Here is a 21,593-nt window from a genome sequence, read left to right as displayed (position 1 = left end):
TTTCAACTTTGTTATTATATTGTGCGCTCATTAAGAATGGCACCACCAATACAATGATAATAGCCACATTTTCTCAATGAAGTACAACTAATGTGGCAGATTGCCAATTATCTCATTGATGAATGTTATGCATTCAGAACCTGATTCTATAAATCAGGACAACAAAGTCCGTAATGTAAGCGGCTTGTCCGCCAACCCAAGTTGTTGTGCAGGCGTCATTCCGTTCTTGTCTTGGTAGCACAAATTGTGCCAAGCTCGGAAAATATCCAGTAGAGGCAGTAATCCGCCTGGGCGGAGTTTACGTCTTGGTTCGTTGATAAAGCTTTCAAATAGCAACTGAAAACGTTGCTGGTAATATTGCGTTTGTTTCGTTGTAGCAAGGCTTAGCCAATGTTCCAGGTCGGCGTTGTCGCCTGCTAGGTAGCAAATGCCTTTGGCTCGATTTTCTTCATTCCTGATTGCCCACCTGTCTCGCCACCATCCCATGTGTACGATGTCAATTTTTTGAGCAATTCCACCGTCTTGCCAGTTGCCATCTTCTTCGACGTACATTAAGTCAATATTATGGCGCTGGATTCTCGGAAGGCAGACAGAGAGCGCTGCCGAGCGCAATACTGGGTCTTGAGGCATAAAGATCGAGACCCGTTTTTCTTCCTCACACATGTTCAGAATGTGAAGGTAATGTGCATAAGAAGTGTACGGCGGTCGAATCAATGCACCTTTGGAAGGGTAGTTGAATTGGGACAAGTTCCCCATAGGATCTTCAACATTACCTCGTGCCAGAATCTCCTGATACTTGTTGTCGATCTTTTCCCGCAATGAGGTTGCAGGGCGAGTCACGGCTTCAAAAGACTCCGGCTTGTAGTCTTTGGAGACAAAGCGAGAAGGTTCTTCATACGGGTTGTGATCGACGTTACCTGCCGGTTCATCGTCGAAGGAGTAGTTGACATGCTGGGAAAGCACGTATCCGGTATCGGCGTCGGTTGTCACAATCCAGAATACGCCATTCTGGCTGTTAGGCTGCAACACGGTGTAGTGAGATGACAGGTGATATTCCGAAGCGTGATTCATCCATCGAGCGTCAAACATCGCAAGCTTACGACGACAGCGGCTGGCGATCTGGTCTACGTGGTCGTAGAACGTTTTAGGATTAATGACGAGTTTGCGGCAAATTTCCCGAACGGAATAGCCAGTAAACAGGTAACCGAGGAGATGTTCCTGAAATTCGATTTTGGCATTGCTGCCGGACCATTTATCAACAAACGTCGATTGGCAGGATTTACAGCGGTATCTTTGACGATCGCCACTGTACCCGAACGCATGATAAAGATGCTTGTGGGTATGGACGGTTTTGCCAGCATTTTCACAATTGGGGTTACGACACGCTGGCAAACCGTCGCTATGCACGGCTCTAAGCCTGCTCAGTTCATTCAGAACTTCGCGATTATTAAGTAAGGGGGGGAAAGCACCACACTCACGGCACACCATCGCCGGACGCTTAGGGTTAGCATGCTGCAAAACATACCGTTCTGCATCACTCAATCCAAAGTTGTCACACGCCAATGTTTTACAAAAGTTGAGTTGCAACCCATCTGCATCTTTTGGCAGCTTGCCATCTGACACGATCGCCCCCTCGGGAATAAAATGGTTGTAAAAAATTACAGGTTAAGTGCGGTTTCTAGCGCAACTGTCATCATGTCGTTGAATGATTTTTGACGATCTTCAGCAGACAGCTTCTCGCCACGGATGATGTGGTCGGAAACAGTAAGAATGGTCAGCGCTTTTGCACCAAGTTCAGCAGCTACGCCGTAGATGCCAGCCGCTTCCATATCTACGCCCAAGATGCCCAGCTTCTCCATTTTTTCAAAAATGTCCGCTTCAGGTGTGTAGAAAAGGTCGGCAGAGAATACGTTGCCCACTTTCACCGGCACGTTATTCGCACGTGCCTGCTTCACTGCTTCTTCCAGAAGACCAAAGTCAGCGACTGCTGCGAAATCGTGGTTCGCGAAGCGGATACGGTTCACTTTAGAGTCCGTCGATGCACCCATGCCGATAACGACGTCCATTAGGTTTACGTCGTCTTTTACGGCACCACAGCTACCTATACGGATGATGTTTTTAACACCGTATTCAGAGATCAGCTCGTGAGTGTAGATGCACGCAGATGGGATACCCATACCGTGACCCATCACAGACACTTTTTTGCCTTTGTAAGTACCAGTAAAACCAAACATGTTTCTCACATCACAAACTTGCTTAGCGTCTTCCAGGAAGTTTTCTGCAATGAATTTTGCGCGCAACGGATCGCCTGGCATTAGGACTGTTTCTGCAAAATCGCCCGCTTGTGCGTTAATGTGTGGGGTTGCCATATTGATACTCTCCAAAGTGAGTTCTGGTAATTCGCAGGAAACGTGCGACAACAATTACCAAATCTGTTGAACAGGGTTTTCTTCTTGGGAGCAATACTAGCCCTGTCAGCGTTAACGCCTTGAGATCTAAGTCACAGAAAAACGCTATTTCCTACCAAATACCTCTATTGATAACCAAATGTGTTGAAAGCGGGAATGCAATCGATTTGCTTAACGTTTGCTATTCAGACGCACAGTTTTAATATCAATGCTGTGTCAAAAATGACATTACTCTTTTCCGCATATTCCATCGTTTGAAGTTAGGGTGTTAACTATCTGTAGTTGGCGTTATCTACAAAGAAACAAGGAAGGAGAAACATGCCAGATAACCGTTATGTGATTGGGGTAGACGTTGGAACAGGTAGCGCGCGAGCTGGGTTGTTTGATCTGAAAGGCAAACAGATTGGTTCAGTTAAGCAGGACATTGTTATGTTCAGTGAGGGCAACGCGCACTATGAACAATCTTCAGACCAGATATGGGAATCGGTTGGTCACTGTGTCCGGACGGTATTGTCTGAGTCGGGAGTATCAAAAGATGCCGTAATAGGTATCTCGTTTGATGCCACCTGTTCTTTAGTTGTGATTGGAGAGAACGATCAACCTCTTTCGGTCGGCACTCATGGTAAATCTGAACGAAATATCCTTGTCTGGATGGATCAGCGCGCAACACCTCAAGCAAAACGTATTAACGAACAAGGTCACTCTGTGCTGGAATTTGTCGGCAACCGTATTTCTCCGGAAATGCAGACGCCAAAGCTCATCTGGCTGAAAGAGAACTTACCAGATACCTACAACAAAGCTCGTTACTTTTTTGACCTGACCGACTTGCTCACCTGGAAGTCCAGCGGATCTCTGGCGCGATCAATCTGTACAACGGTTTGCAAATGGACATATCTGGCTCATGAAAGTCGTTGGGACGAAAGCTACTTCCGTAAATTTGGCTTAGATGATTTGGCGGATGGCGGGTTCAGTAAAATTGGAACCGATATCGTCGCTCCGGGAACCGCGCTTGCAAGCGGGCTGACTCAAGACGCGGCTGAACATTTGGGGCTTAATCAAGGCACGACAGTTGCCGCTGGTTTGATTGATGCTCATGCTGGTGGGGTAGGATCTGTTGGTGCTCTGAATGAAGAAGGAGAAGCAGACCCCAGTGCCAGCCTGGCTTATGTGTTTGGTACTTCCGCTTGCACCATGACATCTTCACCGAATCAGGTATTGGTTCCGGGCGTCTGGGGGCCTTACTACTCAGCAATGGTGCCGGGCATGTGGCTCAATGAGGCGGGCCAGTCGGCGGCAGGAGCCGCTATCGATCATTTAGTGAGTTTGCATCCTGCCTACTCAGAACTGAAAGCCATGGCGAATATTGATGGTAAATCGCCAGTGCACTATCTATCTGAAGGCGTGAAAAGCCAGATTACCAAGTGGAGTGACGCGGTCACTATGGTGGAAGGGATGCACGTATTGCCAGAGTTTTTAGGTAATCGGGCTCCGAATGCCGATCCTGATGCACGCGCTGCCATTTTGGGTCTGGATATGGAACATTCGATAGATAATCTCCAAAAGCTCTACGTAGCAGGTGTTTGCGGTCTGGCTTATGGTTTGCGACAGATTATCGAAGCGCAGGAAGTGCGTGGGCTTAGCATCAGTCAGGTGGTGATAAGTGGTGGTGCAGGACAGGATCCTCTCATACGCCAGATTCTTGCGGACGCTACGGGAGTGAAAGTGGTGGCACCTCAGGCACCAGAACCCGTGATGCTGGGAAGCGCGATCCTCGCGGCAGTCGCTGCCAACGCCTATCCAGATATGCAGGAAGCGATGAAAGGGATGTCTGCGTTTGGGGAAAGTTATACACCTGCTGATGGTCGAATTAAGCAAGTTCACGAAAAAAGATACCAAACCTATATTAAGTTGCAGACACTGGTGCGTGAATCCCGAACGTTCTAATTTTATATCAGTTTTCTAGTTCTTCTTCCCGAATCTTAAGTTGTACAAAATATCGATACAAAAATATTTTTTGTATCGATGTGATCGTTTTGCTATAGATAGTTGTACAAGAAAAATAATTGTACAAACTAATCAATCCACCTGATTCAGGAAAAAGGGGCGAGACTATGGCTACGAATGAAATCAAAATTGGTGTGAGCGCTTGTGTCGTTGGTGAAAAAGTTCGTTTTGACTCCGGCCACAAGATCAATAATTTCTTAGTAAAAGACTTTTCGGAGTACGTGAAGTTTGTTCCTGTATGCCCGGAAGTGGGTATCGGAATGCCTGTTCCCCGCCCTGTCATCCGTCTTATCAGTGAAGAAGAGCGCGTCGCTCTGGTTGAATCCAAAAATCAGGACAAAGTGTACACACAACAAATGCTGGATTACTCAGAAAACAAAGTCGAAGAGCTGATTTCTGAAGACCTATGCGGTTACGTGGTGTGCGCCAAGTCTCCCACTTGCGGGATGGAACGCGTAAAAGTGTACAAAAAACACAGCGCATCGAAAGAAGGGGTGGGCTTGTACACCAAAGTTCTGATGGAAAAAATGCCGTGGTTGCCTGTTGAGGAAGACGGCCGTCTTCATGACCCGTTTCTAAAGGAAAACTTTATCTCTCGCATCTATGCATTGAAAGATTTCTATGACTCGATGGATGGAAAGCCGACACCGAGGAAAATAGTCGAGTTCCATTCCCGCTATAAGTTGACGCTGATGGCACACCACCCGGCATCTTACCGTTCTCTGGGTCGCTTGGTTGCCAATATTAAAAACTACGACGCAGAGACATTCTACCTTGAATATCGCACTGCATTTATGAACGCACTCAAGCACCGCGCCAGTCGCAAAAACAATACCAATGTGCTGATGCACTTGCAGGGATACTTCAAACGTGAATTAGACAAAGGTCAGAAAAAAGAGCTGGCTGATACCATTCACGATTATCGTCAGGGTTTATTGCCATTGTTGGCACCGTTAACGCTGATTAAGCATTACCTGAGTACATTCCCAGATGCTTACCTGCAGCAACAAAAGTTTCTGGACCCATACCCACAAGAATTGAGATTACGATATGCATTATAAAACCCCTCGCTTTGCGATCAGAGAGGTTTCAGAAATGACGGGCATCAAGCCCGTTACATTGAGAGCGTGGCAGCGCCGCTATGGGTTAATTCAGCCTAAACGTACCGAGAAAGGACACCGACTCTTTTCAGAAAAAGACATCGACCTGATACGAGAAATTCAGGGCTGGCTCAATAAAGGCGTGCCTATCGGCAAAGTGAAAGAGCTGATTAAGAACGGAGCTCGGTCCAGTCAGGCGCAAGTGGTTGATGAATCATTACATGAAGTAGAACAACTGCTTCAGGCTATTGCTGAAATGGATTCGGGAAAAGGCGACAAAATCCTGTCGGGGCTGTTTAAGGAGTACCCCACACAGCACGTGGTCGATAAGGTGATTCATCCGGTTCAGGAGGCGCTGGAATCGGTGAAAGCGACGCAGCGATCGCTTCAGGTCTCTCTGTTCCAGTCTTTGTTGATTACGGTGTCGAACCGAATCATCGAGTCTGAAAACAAGGTCGCGGCAAACAAAAAAGCATTGCTGGTGAGTTTCGATTCAGCAGGCAGTGTTGATACCCGAATCCATGCTTTGCTGCTGTCAGACAGTGGAAACCGAGTCACCATGCTAGAAGGGGTGGAAGACATCAGCGGTTTATCTGAAATGCTCGACCCGGGCAAAGTGTCTCAGGTGTATTTCCATTGCAGCAAAAATATTGGTGCCAAGGTCGCGGGTGACATCAAAGAGTTTGTTGAATCTAAATTTTACGAAGTAGGGTATTCACCACTTATCCATCAGGTCTACTTCAGCAATCAGGAGCAAGCTTAGCCCTATGCAAATCGTATGGTTTCGTCGTGATCTCAGAACGATAGATAACACCGCTCTAAATCAGGCAGTCGCGACTGGTGAACCCGTTGTGGCTCTGTTTTTGGCGACCCCTCAGCAATGGAAATCACACAACAAAGCGCCGATTCAGGCAGATTTCCTTTATCGCAGGCTATATGAATTGCAACGAGAACTGCACGAACTCAATATTCCGTTGTTGTATCAGGAAGTCTCGATGTTCGCTGATCAGGTTTCCATGATTCGTTCTTTGTTGCGTCTTGAAACCGTTAATGGTGTGCACGCGAACCGCGAGTATGAATTGAACGAGCAGCAACGTGACAGGCAGATAGAAGCTCTCGAAATAGAAGGAAAAGACGTTCATTTTTATCACGACAAATGCGTCATGCCTCCGCGAAGCGTTCTAAATAAACAGGGCGATTACTTCAAAGTCTTTACTCCGTTTAAGCGTGCATGGTTAGCCAAGGTCTCTATGGCTGGTGTGACGGTCTCGCCAAGGCTGAAGCGCGCAAATGACGCTTTCCCCGGGGTAGGGTTGTTGCTCAATATCGTTGAAGAATTTAATCATAAGTGCCACTTCACATACCCAACGGAAGACAGCGCGGCTTATGCTGTGGACACCGAATCCATCATCCAGAAACTGAGAGATTTCTGTCGCGAAAGTGCTTCCCAGTACAAAGACGACAGAGATTTGCCTGCCATTGAAGGCACCAGTCGTCTTTCTCCGTATCTGGCTTTGGGGTGCCTTTCTCCAAGACAATGCATTGCTCGCCTAACCTATCAGGAAAATGACAGGCTAAAGAACTTTGATGAGTTGAATGAGGGGGAGCAAACCTGGCTCAGTGAGCTGATCTGGCGCGAGTTTTATCAGCATCTTCTCGAATTTGAACCAAAACTGAGCAAAGGCTTACCGTTTGTTGACTGGAGCATTGACCTTGAGTGGCACAATGACGAGGATTGGTTAACGCGCTGGAAAAACGGTGAAACGGGATACCCAATTGTGGATGCCGCGATGAGGCAGTTAAACCAGACTGGGTGGATGCACAATCGCTTAAGAATGATCGTCGCAAGTTTCCTGACTAAGGATTTGTTGATCGACTGGCGAAAGGGCGAAGACTACTTTATGTCTAAACTGATTGATGGGGACTATGCCGCGAATAATGGCGGATGGCAGTGGTCTGCATCAACAGGGTGTGATGGTCAGCCTTATTTCCGTATCTTCAACCCGATATCTCAAGGGGAAAAATTTGATGCGCAGGGCGAGTTTATCTGTAAATGGATTCCTGAATTAAAAGAAGTACCTCAGAAGTTTATTCATCAGCCATGGAATTGGACAAAGCGCCACACACTGGACTATCCCAAACCCATGGTTGATCATAAAACCCAGCGTGAAATGGCGTTAGACATGTATAAGAAAGCGAAAGGATAAAGAATGAAACAAGCCGTGTGTCGTATTTGGTGGTTGTCTTTGGTTGTACACAGCGTGCATGCGGCGACATTTCCTCTGCCTATTGAAGGCAGCAATCTAGCCGGAAAGGTGCAACGCCATGTGGTTCAGGACGGTGAAACCTTTGCCCTGATTGCCAAACAATACGATGTCGGATTCCTCTCTTTAATGGCCGCGAACAAAGGGTACGATCCGTTTCTACCGCCTGAAGGCTCTGTCTTAACCATTCCTTCCCATTTCATTCTTCCTGATGCCCCCCGTGAGGGCATTGTGATTAACCTTCCTGAACTGCGCCTTTACTATTACCCGAAAGGACAGGACGTGGTGCATGTCTTTCCTGTGGGGATCGGGCGAGTTGGTCGGGATACACCAGAGATGACCACACGTGTTTCCGCCAAAATCCCTAACCCGACCTGGACGCCTCCAAAATCCATTCGCAAAGAGTACGAAGCCAAAGGCATCAGCTTGCCAAGGGTCGTTCCTGCCGGTCCTGAAAACCCACTGGGGGATTATGCCATGCGTCTGGCTTATGGATCGGGTGAGTATCTGATTCACGGTACAAACAAGGACTTTGGGATTGGCTTGCGTGTGAGTGCCGGCTGTATTCGTATGGAACCTAAAGATATAGAGTGGCTTTTTCAACGTGCCAACAAAGGTGAAAAGGTACGCATCGTTAATCAACCGATAAAAATGTCGTTGGAGCCAGACCGAAGCGTGTTTATCGAGGTACATGAACCTCTGACAAACAGCAAAGGTGTGCAGGCGAGACTAGAGTTGCCGATGGAACTAGGCTGGTGGATGGAAGAATTCAATATCTCAGACGCGAAAGCCAGAGCTGCCGTTCAGGTACAAAACGGCGTGCCAATCGAAATTGCCACGCCGTAAGTATTAAGATCTGTCGTTTATAACCGACAGCAAGCGAAAATATCTGGGTGCTGTCGCACCCATTTTCTATTGCTCAGGATATCAATTTATTTTGTATAAGATTGAGCAATGTTATCGATGCGGCTGTTCGCTCGCGACGCTTCCTGCTGAGCTGACATCGCTGCGTTTTTCGCACCGTTTGCGGCAGAAGCTGCTTCTTCCGCTTTCATGCTTGCTTTTTCTTGAGAAGATTGCAGTGAGGAAACTTGTTGACTGAGCTGCTGAACCTGATTAGTCAACTCATCAATTTTTTTAGACGTTGTATCTGGCGTACCAGAGCAACCGGCCAAAAACAGAACTGAAGAAATACCCGCTGCTAAAAGTAATTTGTTGTTCATATGAACTCCTTGTTGGACATTTTTACGTAGCTGATTCTACCCATGTAACCGGACCGCTATATCAGTAAAAGGGTACTGGCATGTCATGGCTGCTACTCAATCATAGTGTCGGACATAGCCGTACGTAAATTCGAACCCATACCATGTCGTCACTTGTCTCTAATATGGCACAAAAATTCGCCATCTGACGGCATCAACCTAAAATCTAACATGAAAATGACAAATTTGTAGATAGCGTTACACAGGGAGAATGCGTCAAATCTCCGTTAAATATAGAAGTGTTAACTATTTTTTGTGATCTAACCCTTAAAAAGGGGTATTATACGGCGCTATTACGGTCTATCTGACTTTTATGTGTACCGCCTAACTGGAGAATCCTTTGCAATTTAAAGACTTAGGGCTAGACAATCGCTTACTGAAAAACCTGAAGCATTACGACTTCAAGCAAGCTACTGACATTCAGCGTCAGTCCATTCCTGTTGCCATTGCGGGTAAAGATCTGCTGGCTTCATCCAAGACAGGTTCGGGTAAAACGCTGGCATTTGTATTGCCTCTGCTTCACAAAGCTCTTAAGACCAAAGCCTTTTCAAGCAAAGATCCTCGTGGTGTGATTCTGGCTCCTACCCGTGAACTGGCAAAGCAGGTTTATGGCGAGCTACGCTCGATGCTAGGTGGTCTGTCTTACGACGCGACCTTGATTCTTGGTGGTGAAAACTTTAACGACCAAGTTAAGGCACTTCGCAAAAACCCTAAATTTATCGTTGCGACACCGGGTCGCCTTGCCGACCACCTTGAGCATCGTTCTCTGTTTCTGGATGGACTGGATACGCTGATTCTGGATGAAGCTGACCGCATGCTGGACTTAGGCTTTGCTCCTGAGCTGCGCCGTATCCATAACGCGGCAAAACACCGTCGCCGCCAGACTTTGATGTTCTCAGCGACACTTGATCACGCTGAAGTGAATGACATTGCCTCTGAAATGCTGGATTCACCAAAGCGTATTTCAGTTGGCAGTGCGAATGAAGAACACAAAGACATTACCCAGACTTTTTACCTTTGTGATCACCTGGATCATAAAGAAGCCATTCTGGAGCGCGTGCTTGAAGAGGCAGAATACCGTCAGGTCATCATCTTTACTGCAACGCGTGCAGACACCGATCGTTTAACCAAAGAGTTGAACGAGAAAAAGCTGAAAGCCGTTGCCTTGAGTGGAAACCTGAATCAGACCCAGCGTAATACCATCATGAGCCAGTTTGAGCGTCACGTATTTAAGATACTGGTGACGACGGATGTTGCTTCACGCGGTTTGGATATTGCGAGCGTCACGCACGTCATTAACTTTGATATGCCAAAGCATACCGAAGAATACGTTCACCGTGTTGGTCGTACCGGCCGAGCTGGCAACAAAGGATTCGCGGTTTCTCTGGTGGGTCCGAAAGACTGGGACAGCTTTAAGCGAGTAGAAACATTCCTTCAGCAAGACCTGACTTTCTCCAAGCTGGAAGGGTTAGAGGGCAAGTTCAAAGGTTTGAAACCTCGTAAGCCTGACTACCGAAAAGGTCAGGCGAATAAAGGCAAACGCAAGCCTCAGGCGAAGAAGACAGCGAAGAAGCCCGTTAAACGCGATAAGTCATTCCACACCAATGTCGACGTTGGTGATCAGGTGTTCATGGTGAAAAAGAAAAAGCCAGCACCGAGTAACGACGGCGACGAGTAAGGTTTACTAAGAACCAGAATTAAAAAGCCCAGCATTTGCTGGGCTTTTTAATACCTGTAATTCAGCCGCTAGAAGGGCGGTAGTCTTGAGCGGTTGCGTTCACAGAAAGCAAACAGCTCTGCGGCATTACCCACTTCCAGCTTTTTCATCAGACGGGTTTTATAAGTACTTACCGTTTTTTCACTTAGATAAAGCTCTGACGAAATCTCTCGATTTTTCATGCCTTTTGCAATTGAAGTCAGCACCATCAATTCTCGTTGAGATAATGATGAGACTTTGCTGGCATCGGAATTAGTGTTGTTTACTTCAAGTTCTTTTGGGAAGTATTTTCCACCAAGTAAGATGGTATCGACGGCTTCTACAAATTTATGAAGCTCATCGGATTTAGAGATAAACCCAGAAACATCAAAGTTTGCGGTTAGATTTACTAAGCTCTCATTTTCAACGGCACTGAACACCAGAAACTTTGTGGATGGGGAAGGTGGGTAACGCTTCATTACTTCAAAGCCATTCAGTTCTGGAATGCCGATATCCAAGATAACCAAACCTATTTCTTCAGACTGAAGAATGTTCACCGCTTCTCGACCATTTATCGCGTTTAGAATCGTATAACCTCGGTCTCTGAGCAAATAGTAAATGGACTGCCTGACGATAGAGTGATCATCTACAACAAGAATTTTCATCTGACACCTGATTAGATTATTTTTATCCAATGATTATGTCAGAGAATGGAACCATCCTAAGCGATTGGAATGTAAGCGATTGTCAGAGCCGCTACTTTTAATATCACAGTGCAGCTGAATATTAGCCAGGTACTCTGAATTCACTTAGGACTTACAACGGGATTTTGCATCGGATTATGTTGTTTATGTAGCAAATGAATTTTGGCATCTGCTTATAAGGGATATGAAAAGAAAACCTCAGCATTTGCTGAGGTTTTGGTGTTTACGTTAGAAGCGTTCGGTAAAGTTACCTATACCTTGAATATTGTCGAGTGGCGATAGCTTTTTAACGCCATAGCCTAAGTTACTATTCTGCTGATGGACATCACAGGTCTTATCAGCCGTCTTAATGTCTGCATTAACTATATAGTGTGTGACTTCTTCGTCCAGGCAAGGGATGGATGTGTAAGAGAACGCGTGTCCGACAAGGTTATCAATGGTAATGAAAGTCGCATTAGTGCCAAACGCTCTCTCCATACTCTCTCCCCAAATATAAGGCGTTGCGTCATCGTATTTTCCTGCAATTACCATGATGTCCTGCCCAGTAAGTTTATTGCTCATATTCTCTACAATCGCGATGGGGTCGCGTGGATTATCCCATTCCGAACAAAATCCTGCCAAGTTAGAATCATTCACTCCGTAGATTTTCGACATTGCTTCTATCTCAGCTTTTGCATTGTCGACGTCACTTGGTGTGATTGGTGTGATTTCATCGGTGCAGACAACGGCTTTGAACAAAGCGTTATAGCGGTTCTGATCTTCTTCATTGTTAAAACCCACTTTCGCGTTAAAGCTTTGTGGAATTGAAATTAGGTTAAAGAGCTGGGAAGCATCGTCGGTATCTAAAAAAGTAAACGTAGCCTGTTCTACACTCTGCCAGGCTCCTTTGTTGTCACGAGCAGCAAGATAATCATACAGGAATGGAGCGACATGCTGCGCACTTAGCCTGTTGCCATGATTGTCGTCGTAGAAACCATCGTTGTAGATTTGTTCGATAACCGCTTCCAGTTTTGCTTTTCTGGCAGGGGTTTTAAGGCGGTAAGTTGCAATGATATCTCTGCCCAAAGCACCATCTCTGAACAGGTCAACGGCATTTTGCGAATTAGGTGGCATTGGGGCATCCAGAATCAAAGTGCGAACTTGGTTAGGGAACATTTCTGCGTACAGAGCGCCGACTCGAGTTCCGTAGGAATACCCCAGAAAATTGAGTTTATCATCACCCAAAGCCTGTCTCAGACTGTCGATGTCCTTAATAAGTGAATTAGTACCTATATACTGCGCAAATTCTGTGTACTCTGATTCGCAGCTACCAAGCGGAGAGTTGCTGCACTCCGTTAGTTCTTTAGCGAAAGCACTTTGACCACTGCCTCGGGGATCAATCCCAACGATATCAAATTTGTCAGTAATGGCTTTTGGAAGCTCAGTACTTGCCATGTAAGCTGCACCATCAACCGCTGATCCACCTGGTCCCCCAAAGTTGAAGACTAGAGCTCCAATTCTTTCTGAAGGCACTCTTGCTCTTTGCATACCGAAATGAACTTTTACATTACCTAGCGAAGGATCGTTATAGTCCTTGGGAACAGTGAGCATGTAGCAGTCGAAATTACTCGGGCAGTTTAGCGCAGAGACAGTGGAGTTATCTGGATTGTTTTGTGAGGATATGTCTTTGATAAATGAGCTGTTTGAATTACCGGATTCACTAAAACAACCAGTAACCATTAACGCGAGAGAGCCAACAACTAAATATTTTTTCATTATTGATTAGTCCTATTTTTATTGATACTAACCCTTGCCTAGCCGCAAGGGCTCGCATTTTTAGCTACATTCAACTTCATATATTCGGTTTGTGAATTAAGAAAATGAATGCATATTTCTATCTACATGAATTTTATAGGATTGCCACTGGCTTTATTAAAAATCCTGAGATGACTCTCAGGATTTTCTTGAATTTAAGCGTTCAAGCAGCTTTTTGTTGGTTAAGGATTTTCTATCAGCCATTCTTTAATATTTTCAACCACTTTATTCGCTTGGCTTTTTCCATCTGAATCACCAAGCGAATGATCGAGCCCAGTAATTGATAGGTATTCAATGTTCGATTTTCCTTCCTTTTCCAATGTTTTATATTGCTTCTCTGCAAGCTCAACTGAAACATTGGTGTCGTCCTCTGACTGAATTAAAAGAACTGGTACTTGAGATTGCCTCAATACCTCAGTCTGATTTAGCTCTAGCATCTCGCGCCACCACTTAAAGCCATGACCGCTTACATTGAATTCAACAGGCTCGCTATTCAGGACGAATTGAGTGAACTCATTAATTTCCTGCATTACTTCGGTGTACACCTTTTTTTCCGGAATCTCGAGCTTAACTGCGTGTTCCAGGTCGTCCATAAATCGAGCGCCACCGCCGTTAAATGCCACGATTTTTGATACGTGATCTGGGTGCGCTGAAAGCAGGTTGGCGACCAAAGCGCCTTCGCTTCCTCCGATCAGATAGACCTGCTGATATTTATGCTGAGATTTGATTTTCTCCAGAATTTTTAGGTAGTCGTCCACACGCTGACTCAGGGCATCGTTTTGAATAAAGGCTTCTGGGCAGTCTTTGCGTTCAGGATCCTCATCGTAGCTGAGTTTGTTGGTGATGCCGTATTTTTCTACGGTCAGAATATCCGCAGTAGGAGCGGCGGCGGGGAGATCTTCTTCAATCATCTTAATCTGGGTCACGCTATTGCAGTCGGAACCCTGAATCAGAACCAGAAGTGTCTCGGATGGCACCGCTTGCTTTTTGTTTAGGTAGTAGTGAATTTCGCTGCCATCTTGCCGGGGTAAGGTTAACGCACTGTTTGCCACTGCGAGCGTTGAACATAGAGAAGTGATTAATCCTAATAAAATGATTTTTCCAGTCCGCATAACACTGTTCCATTGTGAAAAAGAGGAATACGCAATATAGGATGCGGGTAGTTAATTTTACCGAAATGGTGACTTAGTGGATTGCCTGACGATGAGCTCAATTGGGGGAACTCGCGGATCAAATTCATCTCCGTACAACAGTTTTAGCAGCGCATCCGCACTGACAGCACCCAGTTCCTCTATTGGCTGGCGTAAGGTGGTTAAAGCCGGAGTAAAGAATCTGGATGTAGGGAGATCATCAAACCCGACAATAGAGATGTCTTCTGGAATGCGATAATTCCTGTCGTGCAGAGCTTTCATCGCGCCATAAGCCGTTTCATCGTTGGCAGCAAACAGAGCAGTAAAATGAACGTTGGAGTCCAGCAACTCGATGGTTTTTTCGTAACCAACTTCAGATGTGAAGTCGCCCTGTTTGATCATCGCCTTAATCGGCTTTATCCCTGCTTCTTTCAGTGCCTTCTGATACCCCGAAAAGCGGGCGCGAGCATCGGGCTGGCTGGCATGCCCTTTAATGTGCGCGATAGCCACATGCCCCTGTTGCAGCAGGTGAAGCGTGGCCATGTAACCACCAAGTTCATTGTTGATGCAAAGTGAACGAACTCTGTTCCCATTCACGTGGTAACCAACGGCAACTGTGGGTAACGCTTCGCTAAATTCTAAGATCTGTTTCTCGGTGAGGCTGCCAGTAAAGATGATCACCCCGTCTACCTGACTTCGCGCCAGATACTCTAGCGCGTGCAACTCGGCTTGGTTTTTCCAGTGACCCGATGCAATCACCAGTGAATACCCATGATCCATCAGTAAGCTTTCCATGTTGATCAACATGCGATTGGTGTGTGGGCTTTCCGGGTTCTGAACCAGCACGCCAATCGTCATGGAGCGTCGATTTTCGCCGAGATTGATCTGGAAATTGGGTTTGTAACCTGTGCTCTTTAGTGCTTCTTCTATCCGTAAGCTTTTTGATTCTGAAACATAACTGCTGCGATTCAAAAAGCGAGAAACGGTGCTGACGGAAACACCAGCACGTTTAGCCACGTCATACACTGTGGCGTCTTTTTTCTTTCTCGCTTTTCTATTTGATTCAGTCATACAACTCAAACATTTGCACTAAGTTAGTCAGACGCCAGCGATTTCTCACTCATTACGTCGAAAAGGTGAATCGCGTCCATATCCATGTAAAGTGTCAGGCAGTCCACATCCACTTCTGCTGCCTGAGTTTCAATGGTAAGTGGTTGCCCATCGAGTTCGCCTTTCAACAAAATACTGGCGCCAAGCAATTCTTTATCCAGAATTTTTACAGGTACAGAGTATACGTTATCGTGTCCTGTTTGCTCTGGTCGAAGGTGGATATCTGTCGGTCGGATACCAAAATGCAGTGCTAAGTTTTTGCTGGCGTTTTTTTCGAATCGTTCAGGGAGCGGAATCATCAAAGAACCAAGTCGAGTGCACCAGTTATTCTCGTGCTGTTCCAACTTGGCATCCAGCATGTTCATTGATGGATTACCAATAAACTGGGCAACGAATTTGCTTGCGGGACGCTTAAATACATCCGTTGGCGTACCGACTTGCGCTACGTATCCGTCTTTTAGGATGACGATACGATCAGCCAGTGTCATGGCTTCAATTTGATCATGGGTGACGTAGATAGTGGTGGTTTTTAACTCCCGGTGTAGTTGTTTTATCTCTTCGCGCATGGTGCCGCGCAATTTGGCGTCCAGATTTGAAAGAGGTTCATCAAATAAGAAGACCTTCGGGGTGCGAACCATCGCGCGTCCCATGGCGACCCGCTGGCGTTGCCCTCCGGAAAGGGCTTTCGGCTTTCTGTCCAGTAAAGGTTCTAATTCCAGCATTGTCGCCGCTTTACGCACTTCGGCATCAATATCCTGCTTAGCCATGCCTTTGAGCTTAAGGGCGAAGGCAATGTTCTCGTATACCGTCATATGCGGATACAAGGCGTAACTCTGGAACACCATAGCGAGATCCCGGTCTTTGGCATCTATCGGGTTCATCAATTTGTCGCCAACAAAGATTTCACCAGAGGAGATAGATTCAAGTCCCGCCAACATCCTCAGAGTCGTGGATTTCCCGCAGCCAGAAGGACCAAGAAAGACAACGAATTCACCGTCATCTACGGTAAAGTCGAACTGCTTGACGACCTCGACATCACCAAAAGACTTTTTCAGATTTCTGAATTCCACCTTAGCCATTTTGTTGTCCTCCCCGACGCTCTAACAACATATTTCGGTAGGCAATGGCGCTGTTTTTCAACGTACGTTTTTGAGTAGAGTAATCCACGTGCACAATGCCAAATCGTTGCTGATAACCAAATGCCCATTCAAAGTTGTCCATTAAGCTCCAGGCAAAGTAACCACTTACTTGCACTCCTGCCTCAATGGCTTTGTCTACTGCATTAAAATGAGACTGATAATAGTGCATTCGCTGTTCGTCGTTGACGCTTCCATTTTCCAGTTTATCGTTACCTGCTGCCCCGTTTTCAGTGATGTAAATAGGGGGCAGGTCCGGATAGTAATGTTTGATTCGGATCAGGACATCAGTCAGCGCCTGAGGGTAGATTTCCCAACCGATGTAGGTATGTTCGGCATTTTCCTGAGTGACCGACTGAATGTTGCGATTCGAATCAAAACGCACGACTGAACGGGTGTAAAAATTGATGCCCAGATAATCGATGGGAGCGCTGATGATTTTCAGATCTTTCTCCAAAATAACAGGAAGGTTGTTCGCCTGTTTTTCCAGAACCAAATCGGGGTAGCGACCTTTCAAAATGGGCTCCATAAACCAGTGACAGCTTTCTGCATCTTCGTAATCTGCCGCTTTCTGATCAGCCTCTGTTTCCGGATACGCAGGTGTCACATTCAGAACAATTCCATGCATCGACTTGGGGGCATTTTTTCGAAGGTATGGCATGGCTAATCCGTGCGCCAGCAATAAGTGGTGTGACGCCTGAAACCCTTCTTTCTCTCCTTTGATGCCCGGAGCGTGAACGCCCCAGCGGTAACCCAGAAAGGCAGACACAAAGGGTTCATTCAGCGTGGTGTACACGTCAATTTTGTTGCCAAAATACGCGCTGACCACCTCGGCGTATTCGGCAAACTTATAGGCAGTTTCCCGGTTGAGCCAGCCACCACGATCTTCAAGGTACTGAGGCAAATCCCAATGATAAAGGGTGACGAATACGCGCAGCCCCTGAGCATGGCATTCATCAATGATCTGCTCATAAAACTTCAGCCCAGCCTGATTGGTTTCACCGTTCTTCTTGATGATTCGTGGCCATGCCATCGAAAGGCGATACGCATCCACGCCTAAGTCTTTGATCATCTGAATATCTTGTTTCCACAGATGGTAATGATCACAAGCGATATCACCATTATCTTGATTGTCGACGGCGTTAGGTTTAAGGCAGAACGTATCCCAGATGGACGGGCAACGACCATCCTGAGTCACGCCGCCTTCTATTTGATAGGAAGACGTGGCCACGCCAAAAGTGAAATCTTTAGAAAGCATGGCGGAATGTTTTGGAAGCTGATACATATTCATGGTGAGTTATCCTTTAACGGCTCCGGAGGTTAAGCCACTGATCATTTGCTTTGAGGCAAACAGATAAGCTGTAACCAAAGGAAGGATGGAAATAGTGGTGCCAAGCATTACAGCGCCCCAAGGCGTATTTGGGATGCCCTGTACACTGCGTAAAGCCTGAGTAATAACGTAATTTTCTGGAGAGGTGAGCACGACCAGCGGGTTCATAAAGCTGTTCCAGAAGAACACGAACTGGACGATGGCTAAGGTCGCTAATGCAGGTTTCATCAAGGGCAGTACTACGCTCCAGTACGTTCTGAATTCGCCTGCGCCATCGAGCTTTGCGGCTTCCAGTAGTTCTTTTGGAATGGAGGTTACGACGTGCTGGCGCATAAGAAAAATACCAAATGGCGTTGTAGTAAACGGTAGCCAGACCGCAACATGGTTATCCAGCAGCCCAAGGAACTTCACGATCATGAAGTAGGGGATAAGGCTAAGCACTGGCGGGATCATCATGGAACCCACCAACATACCAAACAGGATGTTTTTGCCTTTGAACTGGTATACCGCAAACGCGTAGCCGCCCATTGAACAGAACAGCAGCGAAATAGCCGTACCCAGAAACGCTACGTAAATGGAATTAAACATGGCTTGCCAGAAAGGCATGATTTCTAACAGCTTGGCGTAGTTAATAGCCAGACTATCTCCGATAGCAAAGCTGATGCCAGAACCAAAGATTTCCGTGCGGTCGCGGGTAGAAAGCAGTGCAGACCATAAAAATGGAAACACCGTCATGAGTGCCGAAACAATAAGTACAGTCGCCAGAGCAATCATTAACACCTTGGTCGCCAGTTCTATCCAGCGTTGATTTGGATTGAGTGTATGTGTCGACATCTATTGTTCTCCCAGCCCTTTTTTACCGAAGAAGAAAAACTGAATGCAGGTGCAAAACGCAATCAGCGCGAACAATAGCCAGGAAATGGCAGACGCTGTGCCCATTTCTAACCACTCCCATCCCACTTTGTAGAGATACATAGAGATGGTTAAGCCGGACTGCCCGGTTCCCCCCGTACCACGTGTTAAAACAAAGGGTTCTTCAAATAACTGTAGGTTACCTATGATGGTCATGGTGACGGCGAAGAACACAAAAGGGCGGATCATGGGAAGAGAAACACTCCAGAATCTGCGAAATGCGTTGGCTCCGTCCATGCGTGCTGCTTCAAGAATGTCTTTGGGAATGGTCATCAACCCTGTGGTGTAGAGCACAATGTTGAAGCCGGTATATTTCCAGAACACCATGATGGCAATCGCCGGTTTTACCAGCGTAGCGTCGTCTAGCCAGCGTATGGGTTGATAGTCATTCACCCAAGCGAATGCCCAGCCAAATAAGGTACTGTCGGCAAGGTATGCCAGTGACTGATTGATAATCCCGCTGTTAGGGGAATACATGTTGAAAAAGATCAGCGAAGCCGCCACCGTTGAAGTGATGAAAGGCAAAAAGTACGCCGAGGTCAGCCAGTGGCGAAGTCGGTCTCCCATCGAAACTAAAATGTAAGCGACAGGAATCGCGACGAGATGCTGAGCCACCCCTGAAGTGATGGCCAGCCACAAGGTATTGTTCAGTGAGCGCCATAACCAGGGATCAGTCAAAGCAATTTCGTAGTTTTCCACACCCACAAATTTCATGGCTGACAGACCTTCTACCGGGTTCCAGGCATGAAACGAGAGGTAGACGGAAAACAACAGGGGAAACACTCCGAATACAGAAAAGATCACGATAAATGGCAACAAAAATCCGTAAGGCGTGAGCTTGTTTAGCCTGAACCGATTTGATGGCTGCTGATCAATTAAATCAACGGGTTTGCTGTTTGCAGTGTCCATAACCTGCTTACTCCAGATTAAGGAGGCGAAACTCGCCTCCTATTCGTTTACAGGTTACGGGTGCGACGCTTGATCAATCGCTCCGCTTCTTTCAGCGCGGTTTCTATGTCTTTACCTTCATCCAGTACTTCCATCAGAGCATTTTCCAGAATGATCGAACGTGCGACGTGATCACCTTTGCCCGGCTGGACGGGTTTGATGTTTTTGGCAACATCTGCAAACAGCAGACGTGCTTTCTGACCACCAAGGAACGCCACTTCCTGTTCAAAAAGCGGATCGTTGTAGGTGGTGGTGTTGGCAGGAAACGCAGCAATGGTTTCGAAATGGGTCAACTGAACATCACGATTGACCGTCATGTACTCGATCAGCTTCCACGCTTCATCCTGATGCTTAGATTGCTTAGGAATGGAAAGAAAAGATCCTCCCCAGCTACCGTAAATACCGTCCGGCAAGTGTGACACTGCCCACTTACCCTTGGTGTCTGGCGCAATCCAATTGTTCAAATGCCCTAGCAGCCATGCGCCGGAAAGTTGAGTGGCAAAGGTGCCGTTTCTGAATCCTTCATACCATTCGTTCGACCAAGCCAGAATTCGCGCGTCTAGCTGCTTATCCCGAATCTTTTTCGCGACCTGAAAGGCGTGAACAAATCGTTTGGAGGTCACAACAGGATTGCCTTCTTGGTCAAAGTACAAGCCTTCACCCTCTGGCACTGTGGTAAAGATGATTGCCTGTGCTACATCCGCCGCAGAGGCAATTAACTGGACACCTTGTTTTTTCAGAGTTTCTCCGGCATCAATATAGGAATCCCAGTCTTTGATCGCTTCCTTTACGTCAATTCCTGCTTTCTCAAAAATGTCTGTGCGGTAATACATCACCCCAGGGCCCAGATCGACGGGAATGCCATACATAGAACCGTCGCCACCTTTTCCCTGAGCCCAGGCGTAGGGAGCAAACTGAGACTGATACTTATCGGCACCATATTGTTTGGAAAGGTTGACCAAACCACCGGAAGCCACAAACGGACCGATTTTTTCTACGTCCACGACTATCACATCACCAGCTCCGGAGCCTGTGGCTAAGTTGGTCGTCAGCTTAGTGTGGTGATCACCGTGGTTATTCATCAGGTAATCCACCTGAATACCGGACTGCTTCTGAAAGTCAGGAAGAATGACCTTCAGGCTGCTGTCAAAGTCGGGAAAACCGTCAAAGCGAATCTTGTTGTCTTCAGCATAAGCGGCAGAAGCCAGCCCTAAAGCAAGCGCGCAAGGTGCGGCTAAAGTGCGGATTTTCATGGTATGTCCTTATATTTTTATGGTGTAGGGAGTGGTGCTAGTCACTGGATGTGGAGGGAGTATTGATAAATGTATTCAAACAAAGAGTGATATAAATCACGCTAAATTCGAATGAAAAACACGCATTTCCTGAAAGGTTGAAAGGTAAGGCACTTTGAAAAATTTCATGAAACAGTTTCATAGGAAATAGTAGCCTTTCAAAGTAAGTGTTGATGGTTTTAGTGTGATCTAAATCACGTTATGTGGTGTTTGTGATAAGTTGTTAATGGAATTTCATATCTGGTAATTTGTTTTATTATCTGCTCATAAACTCGCTTTTTAATAGGTGTTTTTACTATTTCTGGATATAAAGTGAATTAATATTCTGTATAAGATGCGTTTATTGATTTCTAGTTTTGTAGCGAGAAAGTTTACGATTGAATGACAAGTAGCCATTTGGATTAATTTTATGTGATTCGATTCAAATAATAATGAAAATGATAATTGATCTCATTTTGATTTAAATGCACCATGCGCGCCCTTTTATAAGTTCCATCAATATC

Annotated in this window: 18 protein-coding genes; 6 read left to right on the top strand and 12 right to left on the bottom strand. The window is 46.3% G+C overall.

The annotated features are described in order from the left end of the window. Positions 1-153: 153 nt before the first annotated feature. Both INR79_RS27220 and deoD read right to left on the bottom strand, forming a co-directional pair. Complete coding sequence (locus tag INR79_RS27220; protein WP_223098047.1) at positions 154-1,623, bottom strand: lactate dehydrogenase; 1,470 nt, start codon at positions 1,621-1,623, stop codon at positions 154-156. Between the two features lie 35 nt (positions 1,624-1,658). Next, complete coding sequence (gene deoD / locus INR79_RS27215; protein WP_223098044.1) at positions 1,659-2,369, bottom strand: purine-nucleoside phosphorylase; 711 nt, start codon at positions 2,367-2,369, stop codon at positions 1,659-1,661. 357 nt (positions 2,370-2,726) lie between these two features. Between deoD and INR79_RS27210 the strand changes: the two genes are divergently transcribed. From INR79_RS27210 to INR79_RS27190, 5 genes are all read left to right on the top strand, one after another. Further along, a complete protein-coding gene (locus INR79_RS27210; RefSeq protein WP_223098041.1) occupies positions 2,727-4,352 on the top strand; it encodes an FGGY-family carbohydrate kinase in 1,626 nt (541 codons plus the stop codon). A gap of 167 nt (positions 4,353-4,519) precedes the next feature. Next, positions 4,520-5,473, top strand: coding sequence for a YbgA family protein (locus INR79_RS27205; protein ID WP_223098038.1), 954 nt, complete (start codon positions 4,520-4,522; stop codon positions 5,471-5,473). Beyond that, positions 5,463-6,275 carry a MerR family transcriptional regulator gene (locus tag INR79_RS27200; RefSeq protein ID WP_223098035.1) on the top strand — a complete coding sequence of 271 codons (813 nt, stop codon included), beginning with the start codon at positions 5,463-5,465 and terminating at the stop codon, positions 6,273-6,275. Before INR79_RS27205 ends, INR79_RS27200 begins: the two co-directional genes overlap by 11 nt. Before the next feature lie 4 nt (positions 6,276-6,279). Continuing rightward, positions 6,280-7,719: a deoxyribodipyrimidine photo-lyase gene (phrB, locus tag INR79_RS27195; RefSeq protein WP_223098032.1), complete on the top strand. Its 1,440-nt coding sequence runs from the start codon at positions 6,280-6,282 to the stop codon at positions 7,717-7,719. Positions 7,720-7,722: 3 nt separating this feature from the next. Then, entirely contained in the window at positions 7,723-8,622 is a 900-nt protein-coding gene (locus tag INR79_RS27190) for a L,D-transpeptidase family protein (RefSeq protein ID WP_223098029.1), read from the top strand. A gap of 86 nt (positions 8,623-8,708) precedes the next feature. Here the strand turns inward: INR79_RS27190 and INR79_RS27185 are convergent, their stop codons facing one another. Continuing rightward, positions 8,709-8,999 carry an Lpp/OprI family alanine-zipper lipoprotein gene (locus INR79_RS27185; RefSeq protein ID WP_004407659.1) on the bottom strand — a complete coding sequence of 97 codons (291 nt, stop codon included), beginning with the start codon at positions 8,997-8,999 and terminating at the stop codon, positions 8,709-8,711. A 367-nt stretch (positions 9,000-9,366) separates the two neighbouring features. Here INR79_RS27185 and INR79_RS27180 point away from each other — a divergent pair, with 367 nt between their 5' ends. Next, positions 9,367-10,716, top strand: coding sequence for a DEAD/DEAH box helicase (locus INR79_RS27180; RefSeq protein ID WP_038142317.1), 1,350 nt, complete (start codon positions 9,367-9,369; stop codon positions 10,714-10,716). Positions 10,717-10,784: 68 nt separating this feature from the next. Here the strand turns inward: INR79_RS27180 and INR79_RS27175 are convergent, their stop codons facing one another. The 9 genes from INR79_RS27175 to INR79_RS27135 form a co-directional block, all read right to left on the bottom strand. Beyond that, entirely contained in the window at positions 10,785-11,399 is a 615-nt protein-coding gene (locus INR79_RS27175) for a response regulator transcription factor (protein WP_223098026.1), read from the bottom strand. A 267-nt stretch (positions 11,400-11,666) separates the two neighbouring features. Then, complete coding sequence (locus INR79_RS27170; protein ID WP_223098023.1) at positions 11,667-13,193, bottom strand: alpha/beta fold hydrolase; 1,527 nt, start codon at positions 13,191-13,193, stop codon at positions 11,667-11,669. Between the two features lie 221 nt (positions 13,194-13,414). Then, positions 13,415-14,344 (bottom strand): alpha/beta hydrolase family protein, encoded by a 930-nt coding sequence (locus tag INR79_RS27165; RefSeq protein WP_223098020.1) that lies wholly within the window; start codon positions 14,342-14,344, stop codon positions 13,415-13,417. A 57-nt stretch (positions 14,345-14,401) separates the two neighbouring features. Beyond that, on the bottom strand, positions 14,402-15,433 hold the full coding sequence (locus INR79_RS27160; protein ID WP_223098017.1) for a LacI family DNA-binding transcriptional regulator: 1,032 nt from the start codon (positions 15,431-15,433) through the stop codon (positions 14,402-14,404). Between the two features lie 23 nt (positions 15,434-15,456). Then, positions 15,457-16,551, bottom strand: coding sequence for an ABC transporter ATP-binding protein (locus INR79_RS27155; protein ID WP_223098014.1), 1,095 nt, complete (start codon positions 16,549-16,551; stop codon positions 15,457-15,459). Beyond that, on the bottom strand, positions 16,544-17,899 hold the full coding sequence (locus tag INR79_RS27150) for a GH1 family beta-glucosidase (protein ID WP_223098011.1): 1,356 nt from the start codon (positions 17,897-17,899) through the stop codon (positions 16,544-16,546). Before INR79_RS27150 ends, INR79_RS27155 begins: the two co-directional genes overlap by 8 nt. A gap of 6 nt (positions 17,900-17,905) precedes the next feature. After that, positions 17,906-18,772, bottom strand: coding sequence for a carbohydrate ABC transporter permease (locus tag INR79_RS27145; RefSeq protein WP_223098009.1), 867 nt, complete (start codon positions 18,770-18,772; stop codon positions 17,906-17,908). Further along, positions 18,773-19,759 (bottom strand): carbohydrate ABC transporter permease, encoded by a 987-nt coding sequence (locus INR79_RS27140; RefSeq protein WP_223098006.1) that lies wholly within the window; start codon positions 19,757-19,759, stop codon positions 18,773-18,775. A 47-nt stretch (positions 19,760-19,806) separates the two neighbouring features. Then, positions 19,807-21,051 carry an extracellular solute-binding protein gene (locus INR79_RS27135; RefSeq protein ID WP_223098003.1) on the bottom strand — a complete coding sequence of 415 codons (1,245 nt, stop codon included), beginning with the start codon at positions 21,049-21,051 and terminating at the stop codon, positions 19,807-19,809. Between the last annotated feature and the right edge of the window lie 542 nt (positions 21,052-21,593).

Origin of the sequence: Vibrio sp. SCSIO 43132 (assembly GCF_019904195.1) — a bacterium.
Classification (GTDB): domain Bacteria; phylum Pseudomonadota; class Gammaproteobacteria; order Enterobacterales; family Vibrionaceae; genus Vibrio; species Vibrio nigripulchritudo.
This window is presented reverse-complemented; position numbering and strand designations above follow the sequence as displayed.